This is a genomic window from Cupriavidus sp. FW305-27 (assembly GCF_058787995.1).
The window spans coordinates 1-20,137 of sequence record NZ_JBYTAG010000011.1 but is presented as its reverse complement, the minus strand read 5'-3'; the positions used below and the strand labels follow the sequence as shown (position 1 = coordinate 20,137).

The window sequence follows — 20,137 nt, the reverse complement described above, 5'->3', positions numbered from 1 at the left end:
GGTCGCAGGCGCCGCGGCACCGCGGCACCCTCAGCGGTTGGCGATGTACATCGTGATTTCAAAGCCAAGCCGCAGCTCGGTGTAGGCGGGGGTGGTCCAGCGCATGTCTCTCTCCTTGGGTGGCATGGTTAGTGAATATCGTTGTGCAGCGGCGCCTGGCTGCCGCCCGACTGCCGCATCCCTTCAAGGCAACATCCATGCCCGACGCATCAACGATTTCTGCCGGCTTTTCCGACGCGGCCACCACCTTCCACCTGCGTACGCCCGATGCCCAGCGCGTGCATGTGCGGCTGGCCGGCGCCGCGGACGGCCAGCCGTGGCTGGTGCTGCATGGCGGGCCGGGCAGCGGCTGCTCTGCCGCCATGGCGCAGTGGTTCGACCCGCGGCGGCACCGCGTGGTGATGCCGGACCAGCGCGGCGCCGGCCGCTCCAGGCCGGCCGGCTGCCTGCGCCGCAATACCGTGGGCGCGCTGCTGGCCGACCTGGAGCAGCTGCGCCGCGCGCTGGGCATCGAGCGCTGGGGCGTGGTGGGCGGATCATGGGGTGCAGCACTTGCCCTGGCGTACGCGGCGCACTGCCCGCACGCCGTGGCGGCGCTGGTCCTGCGCGGCTCCTTCCTGACCGGCCGCGACGATGTGCTCGCGCTGTTTTCACCGCGCCATGGGGGCCGCCGCATGCTGCATTGCGTCAAGGCATGGGGCGAGCGCTTGCCCGATGCGCGCGCGCGGCTGCTCACTGTGTCACGGCTGTTGCAAAGTGGTACGCCTGTTCAAAAACGGGACACTGCCGCGGCGTGGCAGGCGAGCGAACAGGCGTGGTTGGGTCTTTCCCCTGCGTCGCATTCGCGCCGGCAGCGGCGGCCTGAGCGCATGGCCGCGGTGAACAAATACCGGATCCAGGCGCACTACCTGCGCAACCGGGCCGGACTGGGCAAGCCGGCCCTGCTCAGCGCGGCGCGGGTCATCGGCGCGCATGGCCTGCCGGTGACGCTGCTGCATGGCCGCGCCGACAAGGTCTGCCGTCCCGCCAACGCGCTGCGCCTGCAGGCCGCCATGCCGGGCGCAAGGCTGGCCTGGGTGGACGGCGGACACCTGGCGGCAGGGGCCATGCGCGACGCCCTGGTGGCCGCGATCCGCGCCGCGGGCTGGCAGCGGTGATGCCCACGACGCGGCGCGGCTTTCTTGGCGCCACGCTTGCGCTGGCCATGAACGGCTGGCGCCCGGCGGCCGCTGCCGGCACGCGGGTCACGCTGGAGCGGCTGCAGCCAGGCGTGTACGTGGCCCGCGCCGGCAATGCCGAAGTGGCGCGCGCCAACGCCGCCGAAGTGGTGCCGACCCTGGTCCACCTGAGCGGTGCGGGCGTGCTGGTGGTGGACCCCGGGCCGCAGGCGGCGTGGGGCGGTGCGCTGCTCGGCGCCATCCGGGCGCTGACGCCGCAGCCCGTGCGTTGGGTGGTCAACACGCATGCCCACCCGGAGAACGTGCTGGCCAATGCCGCGTTCGCACGGCTGCGGCCCCGGCCCGTGTTCCTGGCCTCCGCCGCCACGGCTGCGCTGATGCGGCAACGCTGCGCGGCCTGCCTGGCCCGCATGGCGACGCTGCTCGGGAACGGTGCCATGCGCGGCGCCGTGATCGTGTTGCCGCAGCCCGCGCTGCAGCCCGATGGCTGGCTGCACACCGGCGCTACCGCCTGGCAGGTGCAGGTTTATGCGAATGCGCACAGTGCCTCGGATACGGTGCTGTACGCGCCGCAGCTGCAGCTGCTGTGTGCGGGTGGCCTGGCTTACCGCGAGCGCGTGCCGGAGATGCACGACGCCTCGCTGCAGGGGTGGCGCCGTGCGCTGCGGCGGCTGCAGGAGCTGCCGGCGCGCACGGTGGTGGGCACCGCGGCGGGCACGCCCGCCCAGACGCTGGCGCCGACGCTGGCTTACCTGGATGCGCTGGCGCACGGAATCGGCGCCGCGCTGGCCGCGGGCAGCGATGCCTCGCGCGCCAATGACGCCGTGGCGGCGGTGCCGTTCCGGCACTGGCGCCATTTCCAGTCGCGCCACCCGCTGAACGTGCAGCGCGCCTGGCGCGAGCTGGAAGACCTGTGGATGCAGGGCGAGCCGCTGGCCTGAGCGCGGGGCTGCCCTGGTGCGTGGCCCGAATCAGCCGGCCTGGTGGGGCAGCCCGCGGGCCTCTTCCATTTTCCGGTAGACCGTATTGCGCGAGATCCCCAGCGCCTTGGCCGCCGCAGAGATGTTCCCGTTGTGCGCCTTGACCGTGGCGACAATGGCCATGGCCTCGACATCGGCCAGCCGCGTGGGCTGCGCGCCCGGCAACATATGGGCCGCGGGCACCGCCGCATGCCCCTGGCGCTCGCGCAGGTCATCGAGGAAGTCGTCGGGCAGGTGGTCCTCGGTGATCTCGGCTTCGCCTTCGGCCATCAGCCGCGCGGTGCGCAGCAGGTTGCACAGCTGGCGGATATTGCCCGGCCAGTGGTAGCGGCGGAACATCTCCATCACCGACTCGCGGATGCGGGGCGGCTCGCCGGGTTGCACGCCCGCCTGGTCCTGGCGCAGCAGCCTGGCGGCCACCGCGTCGAGGTCGCCGCGCTCGCGCAGGGCCGGCAGCCGCACCACCAGCCCGTTGAGGCGGTAGTAGAGGTCTTCGCGGAACTGGCCGTTGGCGACCAGGTCACGCAGGTTGCGGTTGGTGGCGCATACCACCGAGACGTCGACATGGATGACCTTGCTGCTGCCCAGCGGCGACACCGCGCGTTCCTGCAGCGCGCGCAGCAGCCGTCCTTGCAGATGCAGCGGCATGTCCCCGATCTCGTCCAGGAACAGCGTGCCGCCGTTGGCCAGCAGCATCTTGCCGATGCCGCCCTTCTTGCGGGCGCCGGTGAAGGCGCCTTCTTCATAGCCGAACAGCTCGGACTCGATCAGGGTTTCCGGGATGGAGGCGCAGTTCACGGCAATGAAGGGCCCGGCATGGCGCGGGCTGTCGGCGTGGATGGCGCGCGCCATCAGTTCCTTGCCGGTGCCGGTCTCGCCCAGCACCATCACCGGAATATCCTTGCCGATGACCTTGCGCAGCTTGCCGATGACCGCGCGGATCTGCGCGTCGCCCGTGTCCAGGTCGTCCAGCCCGGGTGAGCGGGCGGGGCCTGCGGCCAGGCTGCGCGGTGCAGCGGCCGTGCCAGGCTGGACTGCTTGGCCGGCATCGGTGTTGCCCGGCAGCGATGCGGCGGGTGACTTCCATTCGACCCGGGCGCTGACCTTGACGCCGCTCGGCAGGTGCAGCTGGACGATGCCCGCATGAGCCGCGCGCACCGTGTCGAACAGCTGCGACATCGACAGCCCGAACAGCGAAGAGAAGGTGTGCGCATGCAGGGCGCCATTGGACAGGCCAAGCTGGAACTGCCCGCTGCGGTTGGCTGACAGGAAGCGCCCGCCGGGCGTGAAGGAGACGATGCCCTCGACCAGCGTGCCCAGGAACTCCGCGCGCGAATGGAAGCGGATGCACACCATGTCACGGAAGGCGTTGCCGAACAGCTGGTTCTCGATCATCTGCGCCGACATCCGCACCAGCGCCATGGTGTGCTTGTGGAAACCGCGCTGGTCGCCGGTCACATCCAGCGCCCCCACGGTCTTGCCGTAAGGGTCGAGGATGGTCATGCACGAGCAGGTCAGGAACTGGTTGGCCTCCAGGAAGTGGTCGGCGCCGTGTACCAGCGTGGCCCGGTTCTCGGCCAGGGCCGTGCCGATGGCGTTGGTGCCGCGGCGCGCTTCCGACCACTCCGCGCCCGGGCGCAGCGCGACCTGGTTGGCCCGGGCCAGAAAGTCGTCATCGCCCATCGAGTGCAGGATCAGGCCATCGGCGTCGGTCAGGATGACCATGCTCTGCGTATTCACGATCTGGTCGTAGAGCGTTTCCATCACCGGCAGCGCATAGGCGAACAGCGACTGGCTACGCTCGATCCGCGTTTTCAGCTCGCTCTGCAGCACCGGGCAGAAGTCGGGCGATTCATAGGGACGCAGGCCATAGGACTCGGAACGCTGGTGGGCCTGGGCAATCAGTTGGTCGCGCTCGGGCTGCCCTGTGTCACCCGGGGCGCCCGCCGCGGGGCGGGCCGGTTCCGGCTGGAAGGTCATTTCTCTGTCTCCTGTGGAAAGTCCGCCCGCGGTCTTTGCGCGGGTCGCTGTCGGCGCCTTCGCCGGGCGCATGGTCGACAGTGTTGCGTCATGAAGCAAAACACTTGCCAGGGTGTGGCAATCCGGGACACCCGTGCCGCGATGCTGCGTTGCAGACAACGATGGCGGCGCGGCGAAGCCTGCTTTCAGGCGCCTCCGGGCCTGGTCCGGCTGGCTGGTATGGCTCTTGCGGAAACAGGGCAAACAACCAAGACCCGTCCACTGTAGGAGACATCCATGAAAACGCAGCGCCGCCTGCTTGCCTTGCTCGCGCTTTGCGCGTCCCTGACCGCCCTCCCGGCCGGCTCCGTGCTGGCCCATGGCGACGTCACGCCCCAGGCCGTCGATACCAAAGCGTTACCACAACTGGGCGACGAATGGCGCCCGGACAATCCCTACCGTAGCGGTGATGCGCACAAGGAGGCTCTGCGGATCGGCAGCTCGGCCTATAACCAGAACTGCGCGCGCTGCCATGGCCTGGAAGCGGTGTCAGGGGGCATCGCGCCGGACCTGCGCAAGCTGGACGGCGACTGCGTCTCGCTGGCGGATGCAAAGAAGAAGCAGGCGTGCATGAGCGAGATCTCGCAGTTCTACACCACCACCGTGCGCAAGGGCCGCACGCGCGACGGCCGCGTCTACATGCCGCCGTTCGACGGCGTGCTGAGCCAGGAGGCGGTGTGGGCCATCAAGACCTACCTGGAGTCGCGCCACGAGTAAGAGGCGGTTGCGCCGGCAGTCCTTCACGTTGTCCAGCCCCGGCCCGCAGTGCCGGGTCAACGCATCTTTCAGGAGCCATCCCATGCCCGCCAGCCCTGTCCGCGGCCCCAGGCATTCCGTGTCCCCCATGCCGGCGGCGCCGGCCGGCGCCGTGCGCTGGCTGTGCGGCGCCATGCTGGCTGCCGCCGTGCTCTTCTGCGCGCAACCGGCCCAGGCCGACCTGGCCAGGATCCGCCAGACCGGCACCCTCAAGGTGGCGGTCTACAAAGGCTTGCCGCCGTTCTCCGCGATCGCGGGCAGTCAGGCCGCGGGCATCGACGTGGCCCTGGCCAGGGCACTGGGCAAGGAACTGGGCCTGTCGGTGGCGCTGATGCCGTTCGATGCCGATGAAAGCATGGCTGACGACTTGCGTGCCATGGTCTGGCGCGGCCATTACCTTGGTTACGGACCGGCCGACGTAATGCTGCACGTGCCGGTCGACCGCGCCTTCATGCGCGAGAACGACAAGGCGCTGATCTTCGCGCCGTACTACCGCGAGACCTTCGTGCTGGTGCAGGACCGCGAGCGCGTGCCGGCGGTGCGCGGCCTGGAAGACCTGGCCGGGCAGCCGACCGGCGCCGCAGCCGGTTCGGCCGGGGCCAATGCGCTGCTGTCCGGCGCGGGCGGCGCCTTGCGCGACAAGGTCAGGATCTACCCCGAAGCCGACGCGGCATTGCGCGCGCTGTTCTCCGGCGAGATCGCGGCGGCGATGGTGACGCGCGCCCAATACGAGAGCGCGCTCAAGGCCGCGGGGCAATCCGGGGCGCGCTTTGCCGCGACGGAACCCAGCGCGCCGCTGCTGCCGCAGCGCGGGTGGGCCGTCGGCATGGCGGTCAAGGCAGGCGAGCGGGAACTGGCCGAAGCGCTGGAAAAGGCGTTGAGCGCGCTGCGCAGCAATGGCGAACTGGCGCGCATCTTTGCCGGCTACGGGGTGTCGATGCAGGCGCCGTGAGGGTGGCTGGCGGGCGCCTCACCTGGCCGGCCTGGCGGCCCGTGCAAGCGGCAGCGTCTGCAGGCGCTCGGCAACGATATTGCGGATCGCCTGCGGCGCGTCCAGGTCGTCCAGCATGCGCGGCCAGTTGGCATGCGCCAGCGCGACGGCTTCCTTGACGGCGGCGGTCGCAATGCGCCGCGGGACGCCGGCCTTCTCCGCGATGGTCTCGTACGTTGCCAGGGTTTCTTCACGCTGCCGCCTGTCGATGGCAACGTTCTGGCCATAGGTCGCAAAGCCGGGAAGCGCGGCCACGCAGACGATGTCGTACGCCGGTGACAGTTCTGGCAGGACCCCGTTGTGATAGGTCACCGAGAAGTTCTTCAGGTGCGCATCGCTGTTGCCGATCAGCGTGTTGACCGCCTGGCGCAGGAAGAACTGCCGCGCATGCTCGACCCCGCTCGGGCTCAGGCGATACAGGGCGGCAACGAGCTGAATGTAGCTCTCGATGCCGGCGTACTTCTTCGCTGGCATCCTGCCCAGCATCTGGCAGCCGTCTTCGGCGTGCACACGCCCGGCCGGGGTGCGGTCAAACCTGTCCACCGCAAGGTAGTGCAGGTTTTCGCCCAGCGATTCAACCAGTCCCTCGACCTCGATGGTCGAGACGGGCAGTACTCTTGTCGGCGCGACATGGACGCCGGCGGCAGCCGCGAGCTGCATCGAGATCGATTCGTTGAACACCTGCGAATCATCGTTCCTGGCAGGAAGCTTGGCGATGATGTCGGACAGCCTGCCCTTGGCTGGCAGAGTGTAGCGCTTGTCCTGCAGCACCGTCGACAGGGCCAGCTTGTTCTGCACGCCGGACACCGAGGCCGCGCCCTGGGTGGCGCCCTCCACCACGGCAATTTCCAGGTTGTCCGCGCCGCCGGTCACGCCATACGTCCGCGCATACTCCGGCAACGCGCCGATGTCCGCCGGCACGATGACGACGGCCCCCGGGAGATCATTGCCGGCCGATGCCAGGATGCCGAAATCATCCTTGTCATCGGGATTGCTCCGCGTTGCCTCGAGCCGCTTGCGCAGTTCGCCCTCGGGCAGCAGGCCGGCAAAGTAGGGCGGCAGTTCATGGCCCGTGCTGTAGACGGCAGGATGGAAGGGGTTGTCCAGCACCTCGGCGGTGGCCTTGCGGCCGGCCTCGGTCGGGACGCTGATCGACAGGCTCAGCGTGGGGCGGCGCGTGTCGCCCCGGAAGGCTTCGGATGGCACGAACCGGACATTGCCGCTGGCCTCGCACAGGTAGCCGCATAACTGGTCGTACAGCCGGACCTCAAGAAAGCGCGGATGCAGTTCGTAGCTCATTCCTGGTCCAGGAAGATGTCGACTGCGCTGCGGGCGCTGCGGTCGGGCCCGCTGCCTTTGCCTTCCAGGACTTGCCTGACTTCCTGTGCCCGCTCGTTGGGCACCAGGACCCATTCTGCGTCCAGGGCGGCCGCCAGGGCTTCGAGGGTGGATGCGCGGCTGTCCTTCTTCCCCAGCAGGATCGCCGACAGGTTCTGGCTTGCCATGCCCAGCACCCGCCCGATCTCGGTCAGGGTCTTGCCTCTGGCTTCACGCATGTCGCGGCACTGAGAAACTAATGACATAGCATTATTTCATTGATATATGCATGCCTTAGTATGATACATCGGCGCGCCGATAGCCAGGCGCGTATCATTCGATAGTAGCCTCTATTCAATAAAGTAATGCTATCGAATTATTTTCTATTGCGGACCGCCGTCCGGAATGAAACCGGGTGGAGCAAATGAAGACGGGCCGCCGCCCGCCCGTCTCACTTCCCCGGTGTCCCCCAGGCCACCCCTTGCCGCTACCCCTTGCGCTGGCACCCGATACTGTATAAATATACAGTTATCGTAAATCTACTAGTTCCTCGCCATCCCCGGCGAGCGACGCCAACTCCACATGACTGCGCAATCGCACGCAGCCCCGCCCATGGCGGCGGAGGGCCTTCTTTTCCCTGCGCCGGCGCCCCCGGTCTCGCGCCAGCAGGCGCTGTCGGCGCTCGAGCAGCGTTATCCCGGGCTGTGGCGGGCCGGCCAGCTGGGCCGTGCCGGCGGTGCGGCGGTATGCCCGACCGGATATGACGCGCTGTCGGCCGAGCTGCCCGGCGGCGGCTGGCCGGCGGGCGGGCTGACGGAGCTGCTGACGGCGCAGGGTGGAGCGGGCGAGCTGCGCCTGCTGCTGCCGGCGCTGGGCGCGCTGGCCGGGGCCGGGCGCCGTATTGCGCTGGTGGCGCCGCCTTACCTGCCCAATGCGATGGGGCTGGCCGCGGCCGGCCTGCCGGCGCGCCAGCTCTACTGGATGCGTCCCCCGGCCGGCGCCGGCAAGGCCGCGCAGCAGGCCGACATGCTGTGGGCGGCCGAGCAGGTGCTGCGCAGCCAGGCCTTTGGCGGCGTGCTGGTCTGGCTGCCCGCGGCCCGCCCCGAGGCGCTGCGCCGCCTGCAGGTGCTGGCGCAGGCCGGCGACGCGGTGGCATGGGCGCTGCGCCCGGCCACGGCGCTGCGCGAGTCGTCGCCGGCGGTGCTGCGGCTGCTGCTGGCGCCGCTGCCCGGCAATGTGCTGTCGATCACCTTCCACAAGCGGCGCGGGCCGGTGCGGGACACGCCGCTGCTGCTGCGCCTGGACGGGATGGCAGCGGCCACGCGCGCAGCCGCCTGGCCTGTCCCGGCAGGAGCACCTGCCTTGTCTGAATCGTCTTCTCCATCTTCTTCCGATGCCGTACTGGATCGCGGTGCACCTGCCGCGCCTGCCCCTGGACGCCCTGCAGCCCAGCTGGCCTGAGCTGGCGCCCGCCGTGAGCCCGCCTGCCGCCACCGCCACGCTGCACCATGCGCTGCCGGTGGCGGTGATGGCGCGCGAGCAGGTGGTGCTGGCCAACGGCCCGGCGATGCAGCTCGGCGTGCGCTACGGCATGCGCCGCGGCGGCGTGCAGGCGCTGTCGGCCGACATCGTGCAGCTGGAGCGCGACCTGGCCGCGGAAGCTTCGTTGATGGAGGCGGTGGCGCTGGCGCTGCTGCATTTCACGCCGGGCGTGACCGTCGACGAGGAACCGGAGTCGGCCACGGTGATGCTGGACGTCACCGCCAGCCTGCGCCTGTTTGGCGGCCACCGCGCGCTGTGCCGCGCGGTGCGTGCCTGCGTGCGCCAGCTTGGCACCTTTGCCCAGGTGGGCTCAGGCCCGACCGCGCACGGCGCCGCGTGGCTGGCGCGCCAGCCGCTGCGGCGCACGCGGCGCGGCGTGGTGCGGCCCGGGCGCCGCGCGGTGGGCATGGCACGCCTGCACCGGCTGCTGGACCGCCTGCCGGTGGAGGCGCTGCATGCGCTGGCCGATCCGGCCTGGCTGGACGGCATCGGCTGCCGCACGCTGGGCGAGGTGCGGCGCCTGCCGCGCGCGGGCCTGACGCGCCGGCTGGGCCCGGCGCTGCTGGCGCGGCTGGACCAGGCTTATGGCGACACGCCGGCGCGCTTTGCCTGGTTTGTGGCGCCGCCCGCGTTTGCGCAGCGCATGGACCTGCCGGGCCGCATCGAATCCGCCGAGGGCGTGCTGGCCGGCGCGCAGCGCCTGCTGCTGGCGCTGGCGGGCTGGCTGGCGGTGCAGCAGGCCGGCGTCACGCGCTGCGTGCTGGTGCTGGAGCATGAGCGCTACCGGCGCGGCGTTGACACCGACGGCACCGAGGTGCCGGTGGGCCTGGCCCAGCCCAGCCGCGACCCCGCGCACCTGTCGCGGCTGCTGCGCGAGAAGCTCGACAAGCTCAATTTCCACGCCCCGGTGACCGGCCTGGCGCTGCGCGTTGAGGCGATGGCCGCATGCGTGCCGCACAGCGATGCGCTGTTCCCCGAGCCCGGCGGCACGCCGGAAGACCTGGGCCGCCTGCTCGATACGCTGATGGCGCGGCTGGGCCGTGACAACGTGCTGCAGCCGCGGCCGCTGGCCGACCACCGGCCCGAGCGCGCCAACCGCTGGTGCCCGGTCGACGAGCCCGGCGGCAACAAGGCCGCCAGCCTGCCGGATCCGCAGCCGGAGCGCCCGCTGTGGCTGCTGCCGCAACCGCTGCCGCTGCCGGTGCAGCGCCACCGGCCCTGCCACGGCGGCCCGCTGGCGCTGCTGAGCCGCCCTGAGCGCATCGAGGCCGGCTGGTGGGACGGCGCGCTGGCCACGCGCGACTACTTTATCGCCGAGCGCGCCGACGGCCTGCGCTGCTGGATCTTCCGCGAACGTCCGGGCCATGCGGCGCAGGACGATGGCGGCGAGTACCGCTGGTTCCTGCACGGGTTGTTCGCATGAGCGCGCTGTTCTTGCCTGCCTCGCTGCCGGGTTTGCTGCCGGCGCTGCCGGATTACGTGGAGCTGCACTGCATCTCCAACTTCACCTTCCTGACCGGCGCCTCGCACCCGGGCGAGCTGATCGAGCGCGCCTTCGGCCTGGGCTACAGCGGGCTGGCGCTGACCGATGAATGCTCGGTGGCCGGCACCGCGCGCGCGCACGATGCCATCGAGACGCTGCGCAAGCGCCTGCACGATGCAGTGGCGCGCAGCGCGGCACGCGGCGAAGAGGGCGTGGATGAGCCGCTGCTGGACCATGACGAAGAGCCTGACGCCGGCGCTGACGATCCCCATGCCCACGCCAGCCGCCACCAGCGGCTGCAGGCGCTGGCCCGCGCCGCCGATGCCTTCTCGCTGCTGATCGGCAGCCGCTTCAGCCTGACCCCGGCCGATGGCTCGGCGCGCCCGCCGCTGCGGCTGGTGCTGATCGCGCAGCACCGCGAGGGCTTCGGCAACCTGAGCGAGCTGATCACGCTGGGCCGGCGGCGCGCGCAGAAGGGCAGCTACCGGCTGCATCCCGAAGACCTGGCCGCGCCCGCTGCTGATGAAGCGCACCTGCGCGGCGTGCCCGGCTGCGTGGCGCTGCTGCTGCCCGACTATTGCGCCGATCCTGAACTGCTGCGAGAGCAGGCCGAGTGGTGCCGCGCGGTCTTCGGCGAGCGCGCCTGGATCGCGCTGGAGCAGTTGCAGGGCCATGCCGATGCACTGCATCGCGCGCGCCTGGAAGCGGTATCGGCACAGACCGGCGTGCCGCTGGCGGCGGCCGGCGCGGTCACCATGCACGTGCGCTCGCGCAAGCCGCTGTCCGATGTGCTGGCCGCGATCCGGCTGGGCCAGCCGCTGGCCGAATGCGGCATGGCGCTGGCGCCCAATGCCGAGCAGCACCTGCGCATGCGCCAGGTGCTGTCGCGCCTGTACCCGCGCGAGGCGCTGGCGCAGACGCTGAAGATCGCAGAGTCGTGCGATTTCTCGCTGGGGATGCTGCGCTATGAATATCCCGAGGAACTGGTGCCGGCCGGCGAGACGCCGATCTCCTACCTGCGCAAGGAGGTCACGCGCGGCAAGCGTGAACGCTTCCCCAACGGCCTGAAGCCGGAGTGGGAGAAACAGCTCGAAGAAGAACTGCAGTTGATCGAAGAAAAGCACTACGAACCCTTCTTCCTGACCGTGCACGACATCGTGCGCTTTGCGCGCGGGGAGGGCATCCTGTGCCAGGGCCGCGGCTCGGCCGCCAATTCACTGGTGTGCTTCTGCCTGTATGTGACCGAGGTCAGTCCCGAGCAGGCCAACCTGCTGTTCGGCCGCTTCCTGTCGCGCGAGCGCGATGAGCCGCCCGATATCGACGTGGACTTCGAGCACCAGCGGCGCGAAGAGGTGATCCAGTACATCTACAGGAAATACGGCCGCCACCGCGCAGCGCTGGCGGCGTCGCTGATCACCTACCGCTCGCGCAGCGCATTGCGCGACGTGGGCCGCGCGCTGGGCATCGACGCCAGCGTGGTGGAGCAGGTGGTCAAGGGCCAGGCCTGGTGGGACGGCGGCCGCGGCTTTGTCGAGAAGATCGCCCGCTACGGGCTCGATCCCGAATCGCCGGCGGTGCAGCAGTGGGCCAGCCTGACCGCGCAGCTGCGCGGCTTTCCGCGCCACCTGTCGCAGCATGTGGGCGGTTTCGTGATCGCGCAGCACAAGCTGTCGCGGCTGGTGCCGATCGAGAACGCGGCCATGGCCGACCGCAGCGTGATCCAGTGGGACAAGGACGACCTGGAGTCGCTGGGCCTGCTCAAGGTCGATGTGCTGGCGCTGGGCATGCTGTCGGCGATCCGGCGCGCGCTGGAGATGATCCCCAACCCGGACCCGGCGCGCGCCGCATTGCCGACGCGGATGGAAGACATCCCCAAGGAAGACCCGGACACCTACAACATGATCTGCAAGGCCGAGACCATCGGCGTATTCCAGATCGAATCGCGCGCGCAGCAATCGATGCTGCCGCGGCTGCAGCCGCGCCAGTACTACGACCTGGTGGTGGAGGTCGCCATCGTGCGGCCCGGCCCGATCCAGGGCGGCATGGTGCATCCCTACCTGAAGCGGCGCGAGGCCTTCCGCCGCACCGGCAAGCCGCCCACTTACTTCAACCCGGTCATCGAAAAGGTATTGGGCCGCACGCTGGGTGTGCCCATCTTCCAGGAGCAGGTGATGCAGTTGGCCATCGACGCGGCCGGCTTTTCACCGGGACAGGCCGACCAGCTGCGCCGGTCGATGGCGGCGTGGCGGCGGCGCGGCGACCTGCGCCAGCACCAGGATGCGCTGGTGCGCGCGCTGACCGGCAACGGCTACCCGGAATCCTTCGCGCTGGCGATCTGCAAGCAGATCGAGGGGTTTGGCGAGTATGGCTTCCCCGAGAGCCACGCGGCCAGCTTTGCCAAGCTGGTCTATATCAGCGCCTGGCTCAAGTGCCATCATCCGGCCGCCTTCCTGTGCGCGCTGCTGAACAGCCAGCCGATGGGGTTCTATTCACCGTCGCAACTGGTGCAGGACGCCAGCCGCAATGGCGTGCAGGTGCTGCCGGTGGATGTGACCATCAGCCGCTGGGACAGCACGCTGGAGCCGGTGGAGGCCGATGTCGCCGACGCGCAGGCCCGCACCAGGCCGCAGCATCCGCGCGTGCGCCTGGGCCTGGGCCGCGTCAAGGGCATGCGCGAAGCGGCCGCGCTGCGCATCGAGGCCGCGCGCGCCCAGCGTCCATTCGACAGCGTCGAAGACCTGGCACTGCGCGCCAGCCTGGACCGGCACGACATCGACGTGCTGGCCGCCGCCGACGCACTGGCGCCGCTGGCCGGCAACCGCCGCCAGGCCCGCTGGCAGGCGCGCGCCGCCGCCGCGCATGCCGCGCACCGCGACCTGCTGTACGAAGCGCCGCCCGCCGAAGCCGCGCTGGCGCTGCCCGAGCCCCGGCTCGGCGAAGACGTGACGGCGGACTATGCCAGCCTGGGCCTGTCGCTCAAGTCGCACCCGCTGGCGTTGCTGCGGCGCAAGCTGACGGCGATGCGCTTTGCCACCGCCAGCCAGCTCGCGCGCTGCGCCAACGGCCGCCGCGTGCGCGCCTGCGGCATCGTCACCGTGCGCCAGCGCCCATCCACCGCCAGCGGCACCATCTTCGCCACCATCGAGGACGAGACCGGCTCCGTCAACCTGATCCTGTGGCCCGACCTGGTCGAGCGCCAGCGCAAGGAGGTGCTGAGCGCCACGCTGCTGGGCGTGGTCGGCACCTGGCAGCGCCAGGGCGACGTGCGCCACCTGGTGGCCAAGGAGCTGGTGGATTTAAGCCCGATGCTGGGGCGGTTGATGGTGGGGAGCCGGGATTTTCATTGAGACGCACGGCCAGAAGCCAGGTCATGCCTGTGCCTGGAGCGGTTTACTTGCACGCCTGATTCATCGCCAGGCACCGCTTTGTTGTTCACGCAACTGTAACGAAGCGCGGGTAACGTAGCGTCCGTCCACTACCGGACACCACAGGGCGCTGCGCCCGGCCCGCGCCCCCACACCTGGCGCTGCCGGCGCGTGCGCCAGCCAGCCTGATCGGGCTGCCCGGAATTGCCTTGTCTGCACCGTGGGCGCGCTTTGCCCGCACTCCTGAACCGCCTCGACACCACCGCCATGAAAACCCGACTGATCGCCGCGGCCTTGCTGGCCGCCACGGCGAGCCCTGCCTTCGCCCTGAACATCCTGCTGACCAACGACGATGGCCTGACCAGCAACCTGAAGGCGCTGTACGACGCCCTCAAGGGCGCAGGCCACAACGTCATCGTCAGCGTGCCCTGCACCGGCCAGAGTGGCCGCGGCGCCGGCATCGTGATGTACAGCACCACGGTCATCGTGCCCGACAACGACAAGACCCAGATCGAGGCCGAAGGCGGCTGCCACAACGGTGCGGCGGCCACCGGCGAGCCGGCGGTGGGCCCCTTCACGAAGCCGGGCTACACCAACGGCGATTACAACTACGCCCATGGCACGCCGGTGATGGCGACCATGTACGGGCTGGACGTGCTGGCTCCGGCGCGCTGGGGCAAGGCCCCCGACCTGGTGCTGTCCGGGCCCAACGAAGGGCAGAACGTCGGCCGTATCGTCAACAGCTCGGGCACCGTCAGCAATGCGCAGTTCGCCGCATCGCGCGGTATCCCGTCCATCGCCCTGAGCGCGGGTACGGACTCGGTCGACAATGCGGGCCTGGCAAGCCCGGTGTCCGGCGTGGTGGCGCAGTTGTCCATCAAGCTGGTCAACACGCTGCGTGCCAAGGCCAACGGCGGTCCGCTGCTGCCCGCAGGGCTGGCGCTGAACGTCAACTTCCCGAACGCGCCGTCGGCCGCCACGCCCTTCGCGTTCTCGCGGCACGGCACCTTCGATGCGTATGCGCTGAAGTTCAACGGCACGGCGCCGTATGGGCTGGGCATCGGCGCCGGCAGCGGCACGCCGACCGCCGCACAAGGCGAGGATGAGTCCGTCGTCTACAAGACCAAGGTGGCTGTCACCGCCATGCAGATCGGCTTCGACCAGCGTCCCGCGGGCCAGCAATGGCTGCGCCTGCGCCTGGGTGAACTGTTCGGCCAGTGAGGCATGTCCCGATGAAACGCCTCATTCCCCTGTTCCCCCTGATGGCCGCGCTGGCGCTGGCCGGTTGCGGCGGCAACGACGCGCCTGACAACACCACGCCGCCCGCCACCGCGAGCTTGTCGGTCACGGATCTGGAGCCCGGCGCGTACGTCGTCAGCGTTGGCGACGCCGACAACCCCACGGTCGGCAAGTACTACGCTGGCGCGGACGGCAGCCGCTACCTGGCGCTAGCCGATGCCGAAGACAAGGCCACCATCATTTACCGCCGCGACAAGGGTGGCAGCTGGGTAGCCGCCCCGGGCGCGGACGCTGCTGCCAGCGTCAGGCTGCTGCGCCAGGATCCCATGCCGGCGGCGAGCGTGGAACCCGGCAGCGTGGCAGGCTCGTACACGGTCGTGCTGCCCTCGGGCGCCAGCGCAAGCTTCACGGTCACGGCGGACGGCAAGATCGCGCCCGGCGCTTCGGGGTGCCAGCTCTCCGGGACGGTCGCCGCGCACGCCATGCCGAATACGCTGAGCCTGAAGCTTGCCGCGTCGGCCTGCGGCATGGTGCCCGCCAGCGCCACCGGCGTCCTGGCCATCGACACCGACTACCAGCCTGCCGCCTTCCGCCTCATTGCGGACGATGGCGGCCGCGTGGTCGACTTGTGGGCGTATCGAGACTGACCGTCGCTGCCTGGCGTGCTAGTTCATCGCCAGGCTGCCCGCCACCAGTTTCTGCTCGGCGGAGAGCTTGCGGATGGCCTGGTTCAGGGTCGCGGTGGTGCTGTTGATGGCTGCGCCCAGGCCAGCGATTTCCTGTTGCAGGGCCGCGATGCGGATGCGCTTCTGGTCCGGGGTCCCGGTGGCCGCATTCTTCACTGCCTCCAGCTCTTGCAGCTTGCGCTCCAGTTGCGCGCGCAGTTCGCGCAGGCGCTTGATCGCATCCTTGGCCTGGTCGGGCAGGCCGCTGTTGTCGACGTCGCTGTTGTCGTGCACCGCGGGCGCCTGTCCGCCACCGGCCAGGGCCTGCCCCGGTGCCGAGATATGGATCTCGGTGCTGGATGCGGGCCGCGCCCGGATACCGGCGGTGTCGCCGGCGGTCTCGCTGGCGGCTACGGCCGGCGTGACTGCCGGGTTGTCAATGGAAACGGCTGCCGCTGCGTTCGCGGCAGTCGGCTCGATCATCGTCACGGTCGTACTTCTCCTGGTCTGCCGGCCCTTGGCAACGGCGCCACGGAATTGGCCGGTTCCTTGCGGATATCGGCAGTTTCTGGCCGGGACTTGAGTTGCCGCAGGGGCAGCGGGGGCAAGGGAGAACGGTACCGTCAACGCAAACAGTTATCATCGTGCCGTGCCTTGCCGGTTTCATCCGGAACACTGAATTCACCATCCACTTTGCAGGTCGATTGATGCCGATTCCGTCTTGCCACCCTGGCTTCGCGCCGTATCGTCAGTCCCTGAGCGGGCGGGGCCCATGGTAAAGGGCCGCCGCGGCGCGGGCGCGGCGCCGGCCCGGAAATCGTCGTCGCAGGCGTCATCGGCCAGAACGGAGCCCGCGCAGACCGCCGAGCCAGCGCCGCCGTCGCCCACCACGTCGGCGATGCTCGCGCGCATCCACAGCATGCGGGACTCGCTGGGGCCGGCCGGGCAGCGCATTGCCGATTTCGTGACCCGGTATCCGCAGACCGTGATCCATATGTCGGTCAGCGAAGTGGCCGAGCGCACCAATGCGAGCGAGGGCAGCGTGGTCGGCTTCTGCAAGAGCCTGGGCGCGACGGGCTTCCAGCAACTGAAGATCCTGCTGGCGCAGGAACTGGTGCAGGGGGTCCAGATCATCCACGAAGACCTCGAGCCCGGCGACACCTGCCCGGCGGTCATGCGCAAGATCTTCCAGAGCAACGTCCAGACGCTGCATGACACCAGCGCCGTGCTCGACGTGGCCGCGATCGAGCGCGCGGTCGCATTGCTCAGGGCGGCCGAACGCATCGAGATCTATGGCATTGGCAGCGCGGCGCCGATCGCCGAGGATGCGCAGTACCGCATGCTGCGCATCGGGCTCAACGTGAAGGCGGTGGTGGATTCGCATATCCAGGCCATCAGCGCATCGCTCGCGGGCCCCAGGGTTGCCACGCTGACCATCTCGCATTCGGGCAGCACGCATGAAACCGTGACGGCCACGCGGCTGGCCCGGGAGAGCGGTGCCAGCACCATCTGCATCACCAATTTCGGCAAGTCGCCGATCCAGGCCTTCGCCGACGTCGTGCTGTTCACGATGGCGCGCGAGACCCGCTTCCGGACCGAGGCGATGACCAGCCGCCTGGCGCAACTGGCGATCATCGATGTGCTGATCGCCTGCCTCGCGCTGACGGACTACGACACCTCCGTTGAAACGCTGCGGCGTACGTTCGACGTCCTGTCGCTCAAGCGATATTGAGCCTCGGCCGGCCCGCGCCGGCATCCTGACATATTCCTGCTGCAGTTGTCGTCCTGCCTTGCTCCCGTCAGTGACGGGGGCGGGTGCCGTTCCACGGCCAGAAAATGAGGATAATTCAAATATAAAAACAATTGTATTGAGCAATATTCATTTTGATGTCACATCGGGCCCCTACGCTTCGAGTCGCGTCAGTCCCTTCCCCCTGGCCCTCGAACATAAGGAGTCCTCATGAACAACCCGTTGTGGTCTGGCCGCGCCCCGCTGCTCGCGGCGCTTTTGTCCCTGGCTCTCACCGCATGCGGTGGTGGCGAAGATGGCAGCACCCTCGCTCCCCAGGCCGTCAAGGCAACCATGCAGGCGGCACCAGCCGGCGACGCGGCAGCGTCGAAGCAGGGCATGCACTGCGCACCCTGACACACCCGCGACCCTTCCTCTATCGTCCGCTCTTACCATTCCCCGATCATGACCAAAATCGATCGACGCACCTTCCTCTCCGGCGCCGTCAGAAGCGCTGCCGCTGCTTCGGTTCTGTCGATGCTGCCGCCCAGCATCGCGCGCGCACTCGCCGTTCCCGCTGCGGTCAATACCGGCACGATCCAGGACGTGCAGCACGTGGTGATCCTGATGCAGGAAAACCGCGCCCTGGACCATTACTTCGGCGCCATGCGCGGCGTGCGTGGCTTCGGCGACCGCTTCCCGGTGCCGGTGCCGTCAGGCAAGCCGGTGTGGTTCGAATCGAACGGCGCGCGCGAGATCACGCCGTTCCACCTCGACAGCGCGACCGTCAACGCGCTGCGCGTCTCCGGCACGCCGCACAGCTTCATGGATGCGCAGAATGCGTGGAACCAGGGCCGTTTCGGCTTCTGGGCCAAGTACAAGAACGACCATTCGATGGGCTACTACCGTCGTGAAGACATTCCGTTCCAGTACGCGCTGGCCGAGGCCTTCACGCTTTGCGACGCCTACCACTGCAGCCACGCCGGCGGCACCGACCCGAACCGCATCACTTTCATGTCGGGCTCCAACTACAACCCCGCGCTGCGCGAGGCGGGGCGCAACTGCACGCTTGACGATGCGGAGGTCAATAACCTGCGCTGCAGCGTGAGCGGCAAGCTGCCCACGCCGGGCTACACCTACAAGGGTTCCGCCTTCCAGTGGGCCACGCTGCCGGAACTGCTGCAGGCAAAGGGCGTGAGCTGGCGCATCTACCAGAACCCCAACGCCAACTGGGGCGGCCTGCTGCATGGCGGGCTCGCCTTCAAGAGCTTCCGTGAAGCGCAGCCGGGCAATCCGCTCTATGACAACGGCATGAGCAGCTGGACCATCGAGCAGCTGGCCGCGCATGTGCGGGACGACACGCTGCCGGCCGTGAGCTGGATCCTGCCGACGCCGGCGCAGTCCGAACATCCGGGCGGCCCGTCGAGCGCAACCGAAGGCGCGGACTTCATCAACACGGTGCTGACGGCGCTGACCGCCAACCCGGAGGTCTGGAGCAAGACCGTGTTCTTCATCACCTTCGATGAGAATGACGGCTTCTTCGACCATATGCCGCCGGCCGCGGTGCCGTCCTACGACGCCAATGGCGTCCTGCACGGCAAGTCGACCGTCGACGTCACCGGCGAATACTTCGACACCGCCGGCAATACGGCGCTCGACGGCACCACCACCAGCGGCGAGACCATCCGCCTGCGCCCGTACGGGCTCGGCCCGCGCGTGCCGATGTATGTGATCTCGCCGTGGACGCGCGGCGGCTGGATCAACTCGCAGGTGTTCGACCACACCTCGATGGGGCGCTTCCTGGAACAGCGCTTCGGCATCACGGTGCCCGCGATCAGCCCGTGGCACCGCGCGGTGGCCGGCGACCTGACTTCGGTCTTCGATTTCAGGACGCCGAATGACCAGGTGTTTCCGACGCTGCCGGATACCAGCAACTACAAGCAGGTGATCGCGGAACAGCTGGCGAAACCCAAGGCGGCGGCACCGGCCGTGCCGGCGTCGCTGTTCCAGGAGACTGGCACCAAGTATTCGCGCGCGCTGCCCTATGTCCTCCATGCGAGTGCGCTGGCCGAGCCCACCATCGGCAAGCTGAAGCTGATCTTCAGCAATACGGGGGAGCAGGGCGCGGTCTTCCATGTCTACGACCGGCTCCATCTGGACCAGATTCCGCGCCGCTACACGGTCGAGCCCGGCAAGATGCTGGACGATGAATGGGATGCGCGCGCCACGGACAACGGACGCTATGACCTGGCGGTCTACGGGCCTAACGGCTTCGTGCGCATGTTCAAGGGCCAGTTGCCCGCGGACGCCATGGCCGATGCCCCTGAGGTCCGCGTCTGCTACGACCTGGGCAAGGGCAGCGTCTACCTGTCGGCGCGCAACGACGGCAAGGGCGCAGTCAACGGTGGCGGCAAGCCGCTGACGCTGGTGGTGACGCCCAATGCTTATCGTAACGACGGTCCGTGGCAACTCCATATCACGGCCGGCGCCGAGGTGGAGCACCACTGGCCGCTGCAGGAGAGCGGCAACTGGTACGACTTCACGGTCACGGAAGCCGAAAGCGGATTCGAACGCCGCTTCGCCGGTCGCCTGGAGACCGGCCAGCATGGCGTGACGGACCCGGCGATGGCAACCGGGCTGGGCTGAGTGTCTGGTCGCCGCGGTCCGGCCGGAATGCGTGCCGGACCGCAGCTTTGTGCGGTGATGGCACATCGCCTCGAAGCTCCCGATCTCGATGCGGATCTGCAGCTTGCACCGCTCGACCATCGGGAAGATGCAAACGGCGCGAGACCAACTTGAACTGACCCCGTAAAGTTGGACGGGTAAGTTAGGCCGCCAAGGGCTGAGTCCTGTATTGCACGGGGCTCAGCCCT

Annotated in this window: 17 protein-coding genes; 12 read left to right on the top strand and 5 right to left on the bottom strand. The window is 69.1% G+C overall.

The window, feature by feature from the left end; genetic code table 11:
- Window positions 1-30: 30 nt before the first annotated feature.
- Window positions 31-105 carry a pyrroloquinoline quinone precursor peptide PqqA gene (pqqA, locus tag AC3WRI_RS07370; protein WP_010809778.1) on the bottom strand — a complete coding sequence of 25 codons (75 nt, stop codon included), beginning with the start codon at window positions 103-105 and terminating at the stop codon, window positions 31-33.
- Between the two features lie 92 nt (window positions 106-197).
- Between pqqA and AC3WRI_RS07365 the strand changes: the two genes are divergently transcribed.
- Both AC3WRI_RS07365 and AC3WRI_RS07360 read left to right on the top strand, forming a co-directional pair.
- Window positions 198-1,157, top strand: coding sequence for an alpha/beta fold hydrolase (locus tag AC3WRI_RS07365; protein ID WP_492292944.1), 960 nt, complete (start codon window positions 198-200; stop codon window positions 1,155-1,157).
- Window positions 1,157-2,119, top strand: coding sequence for an MBL fold metallo-hydrolase (locus AC3WRI_RS07360; RefSeq protein ID WP_492292942.1), 963 nt, complete (start codon window positions 1,157-1,159; stop codon window positions 2,117-2,119). The genes AC3WRI_RS07365 and AC3WRI_RS07360 overlap by 1 nt, the downstream gene beginning before the upstream one ends.
- Window positions 2,120-2,149: 30 nt before the next feature.
- On the opposite strand, the gene AC3WRI_RS07355 is transcribed toward AC3WRI_RS07360, so the two are convergent.
- On the bottom strand, window positions 2,150-4,138 hold the full coding sequence (locus tag AC3WRI_RS07355) for a sigma-54-dependent Fis family transcriptional regulator (RefSeq protein WP_010809781.1): 1,989 nt from the start codon (window positions 4,136-4,138) through the stop codon (window positions 2,150-2,152).
- 276 nt (window positions 4,139-4,414) lie between these two features.
- Here AC3WRI_RS07355 and pedF point away from each other — a divergent pair, with 276 nt between their 5' ends.
- Entirely contained in the window at window positions 4,415-4,894 is a 480-nt protein-coding gene (gene pedF / locus AC3WRI_RS07350) for a cytochrome c-550 PedF (RefSeq protein ID WP_010809782.1), read from the top strand.
- 82 nt (window positions 4,895-4,976) lie between these two features.
- A complete protein-coding gene (locus AC3WRI_RS07345) occupies window positions 4,977-5,885 on the top strand; it encodes a substrate-binding periplasmic protein (RefSeq protein ID WP_492292941.1) in 909 nt (302 codons plus the stop codon).
- Window positions 5,886-5,903: 18 nt separating this feature from the next.
- On the opposite strand, the gene AC3WRI_RS07340 is transcribed toward AC3WRI_RS07345, so the two are convergent.
- Window positions 5,904-7,223, bottom strand: a complete 1,320-nt coding sequence (locus AC3WRI_RS07340) for a type II toxin-antitoxin system HipA family toxin (protein WP_010809784.1) — start codon at window positions 7,221-7,223, stop codon at window positions 5,904-5,906.
- Window positions 7,220-7,480 carry a helix-turn-helix domain-containing protein gene (locus tag AC3WRI_RS07335; protein ID WP_010809785.1) on the bottom strand — a complete coding sequence of 87 codons (261 nt, stop codon included), beginning with the start codon at window positions 7,478-7,480 and terminating at the stop codon, window positions 7,220-7,222. Before AC3WRI_RS07335 ends, AC3WRI_RS07340 begins: the two co-directional genes overlap by 4 nt.
- 343 nt (window positions 7,481-7,823) lie before the next feature.
- Here AC3WRI_RS07335 and imuA point away from each other — a divergent pair, with 343 nt between their 5' ends.
- The 5 genes from imuA (at window position 7,824) to AC3WRI_RS07310 (ending at window position 15,517) form a co-directional block, all read left to right on the top strand.
- Window positions 7,824-8,702 carry a translesion DNA synthesis-associated protein ImuA gene (gene imuA / locus AC3WRI_RS07330; protein WP_011616987.1) on the top strand — a complete coding sequence of 293 codons (879 nt, stop codon included), beginning with the start codon at window positions 7,824-7,826 and terminating at the stop codon, window positions 8,700-8,702.
- Window positions 8,635-10,206 carry a Y-family DNA polymerase gene (locus tag AC3WRI_RS07325; RefSeq protein ID WP_041688058.1) on the top strand — a complete coding sequence of 524 codons (1,572 nt, stop codon included), beginning with the start codon at window positions 8,635-8,637 and terminating at the stop codon, window positions 10,204-10,206. Before imuA ends, AC3WRI_RS07325 begins: the two co-directional genes overlap by 68 nt.
- The gene (locus AC3WRI_RS07320; RefSeq protein ID WP_010812405.1) at window positions 10,203-13,613 is read left to right on the top strand and encodes an error-prone DNA polymerase; all 3,411 of its coding nucleotides are present in this window, start codon (window positions 10,203-10,205) and stop codon (window positions 13,611-13,613) included. The genes AC3WRI_RS07325 and AC3WRI_RS07320 overlap by 4 nt, the downstream gene beginning before the upstream one ends.
- Window positions 13,614-13,898: 285 nt before the next feature.
- Window positions 13,899-14,852, top strand: coding sequence for a 5'/3'-nucleotidase SurE (locus AC3WRI_RS07315; protein WP_011616989.1), 954 nt, complete (start codon window positions 13,899-13,901; stop codon window positions 14,850-14,852).
- A gap of 11 nt (window positions 14,853-14,863) precedes the next feature.
- Window positions 14,864-15,517 carry a hypothetical protein gene (locus tag AC3WRI_RS07310; protein ID WP_492292939.1) on the top strand — a complete coding sequence of 218 codons (654 nt, stop codon included), beginning with the start codon at window positions 14,864-14,866 and terminating at the stop codon, window positions 15,515-15,517.
- Window positions 15,518-15,535: 18 nt separating this feature from the next.
- Here the strand turns inward: AC3WRI_RS07310 and AC3WRI_RS07305 are convergent, their stop codons facing one another.
- A complete protein-coding gene (locus AC3WRI_RS07305; protein WP_492292996.1) occupies window positions 15,536-16,018 on the bottom strand; it encodes a hypothetical protein in 483 nt (160 codons plus the stop codon).
- Between the two features lie 289 nt (window positions 16,019-16,307).
- Here AC3WRI_RS07305 and AC3WRI_RS07300 point away from each other — a divergent pair, with 289 nt between their 5' ends.
- From AC3WRI_RS07300 to AC3WRI_RS07290, 3 genes are all read left to right on the top strand, one after another.
- A complete protein-coding gene (locus tag AC3WRI_RS07300; RefSeq protein WP_231881499.1) occupies window positions 16,308-17,267 on the top strand; it encodes a MurR/RpiR family transcriptional regulator in 960 nt (319 codons plus the stop codon).
- A gap of 228 nt (window positions 17,268-17,495) precedes the next feature.
- Complete coding sequence (locus tag AC3WRI_RS07295; protein ID WP_492292937.1) at window positions 17,496-17,681, top strand: hypothetical protein; 186 nt, start codon at window positions 17,496-17,498, stop codon at window positions 17,679-17,681.
- A gap of 48 nt (window positions 17,682-17,729) precedes the next feature.
- Window positions 17,730-19,910 (top strand): phosphocholine-specific phospholipase C, encoded by a 2,181-nt coding sequence (locus AC3WRI_RS07290; protein WP_492292935.1) that lies wholly within the window; start codon window positions 17,730-17,732, stop codon window positions 19,908-19,910.
- Window positions 19,911-20,137: the final 227 nt, after the last annotated feature.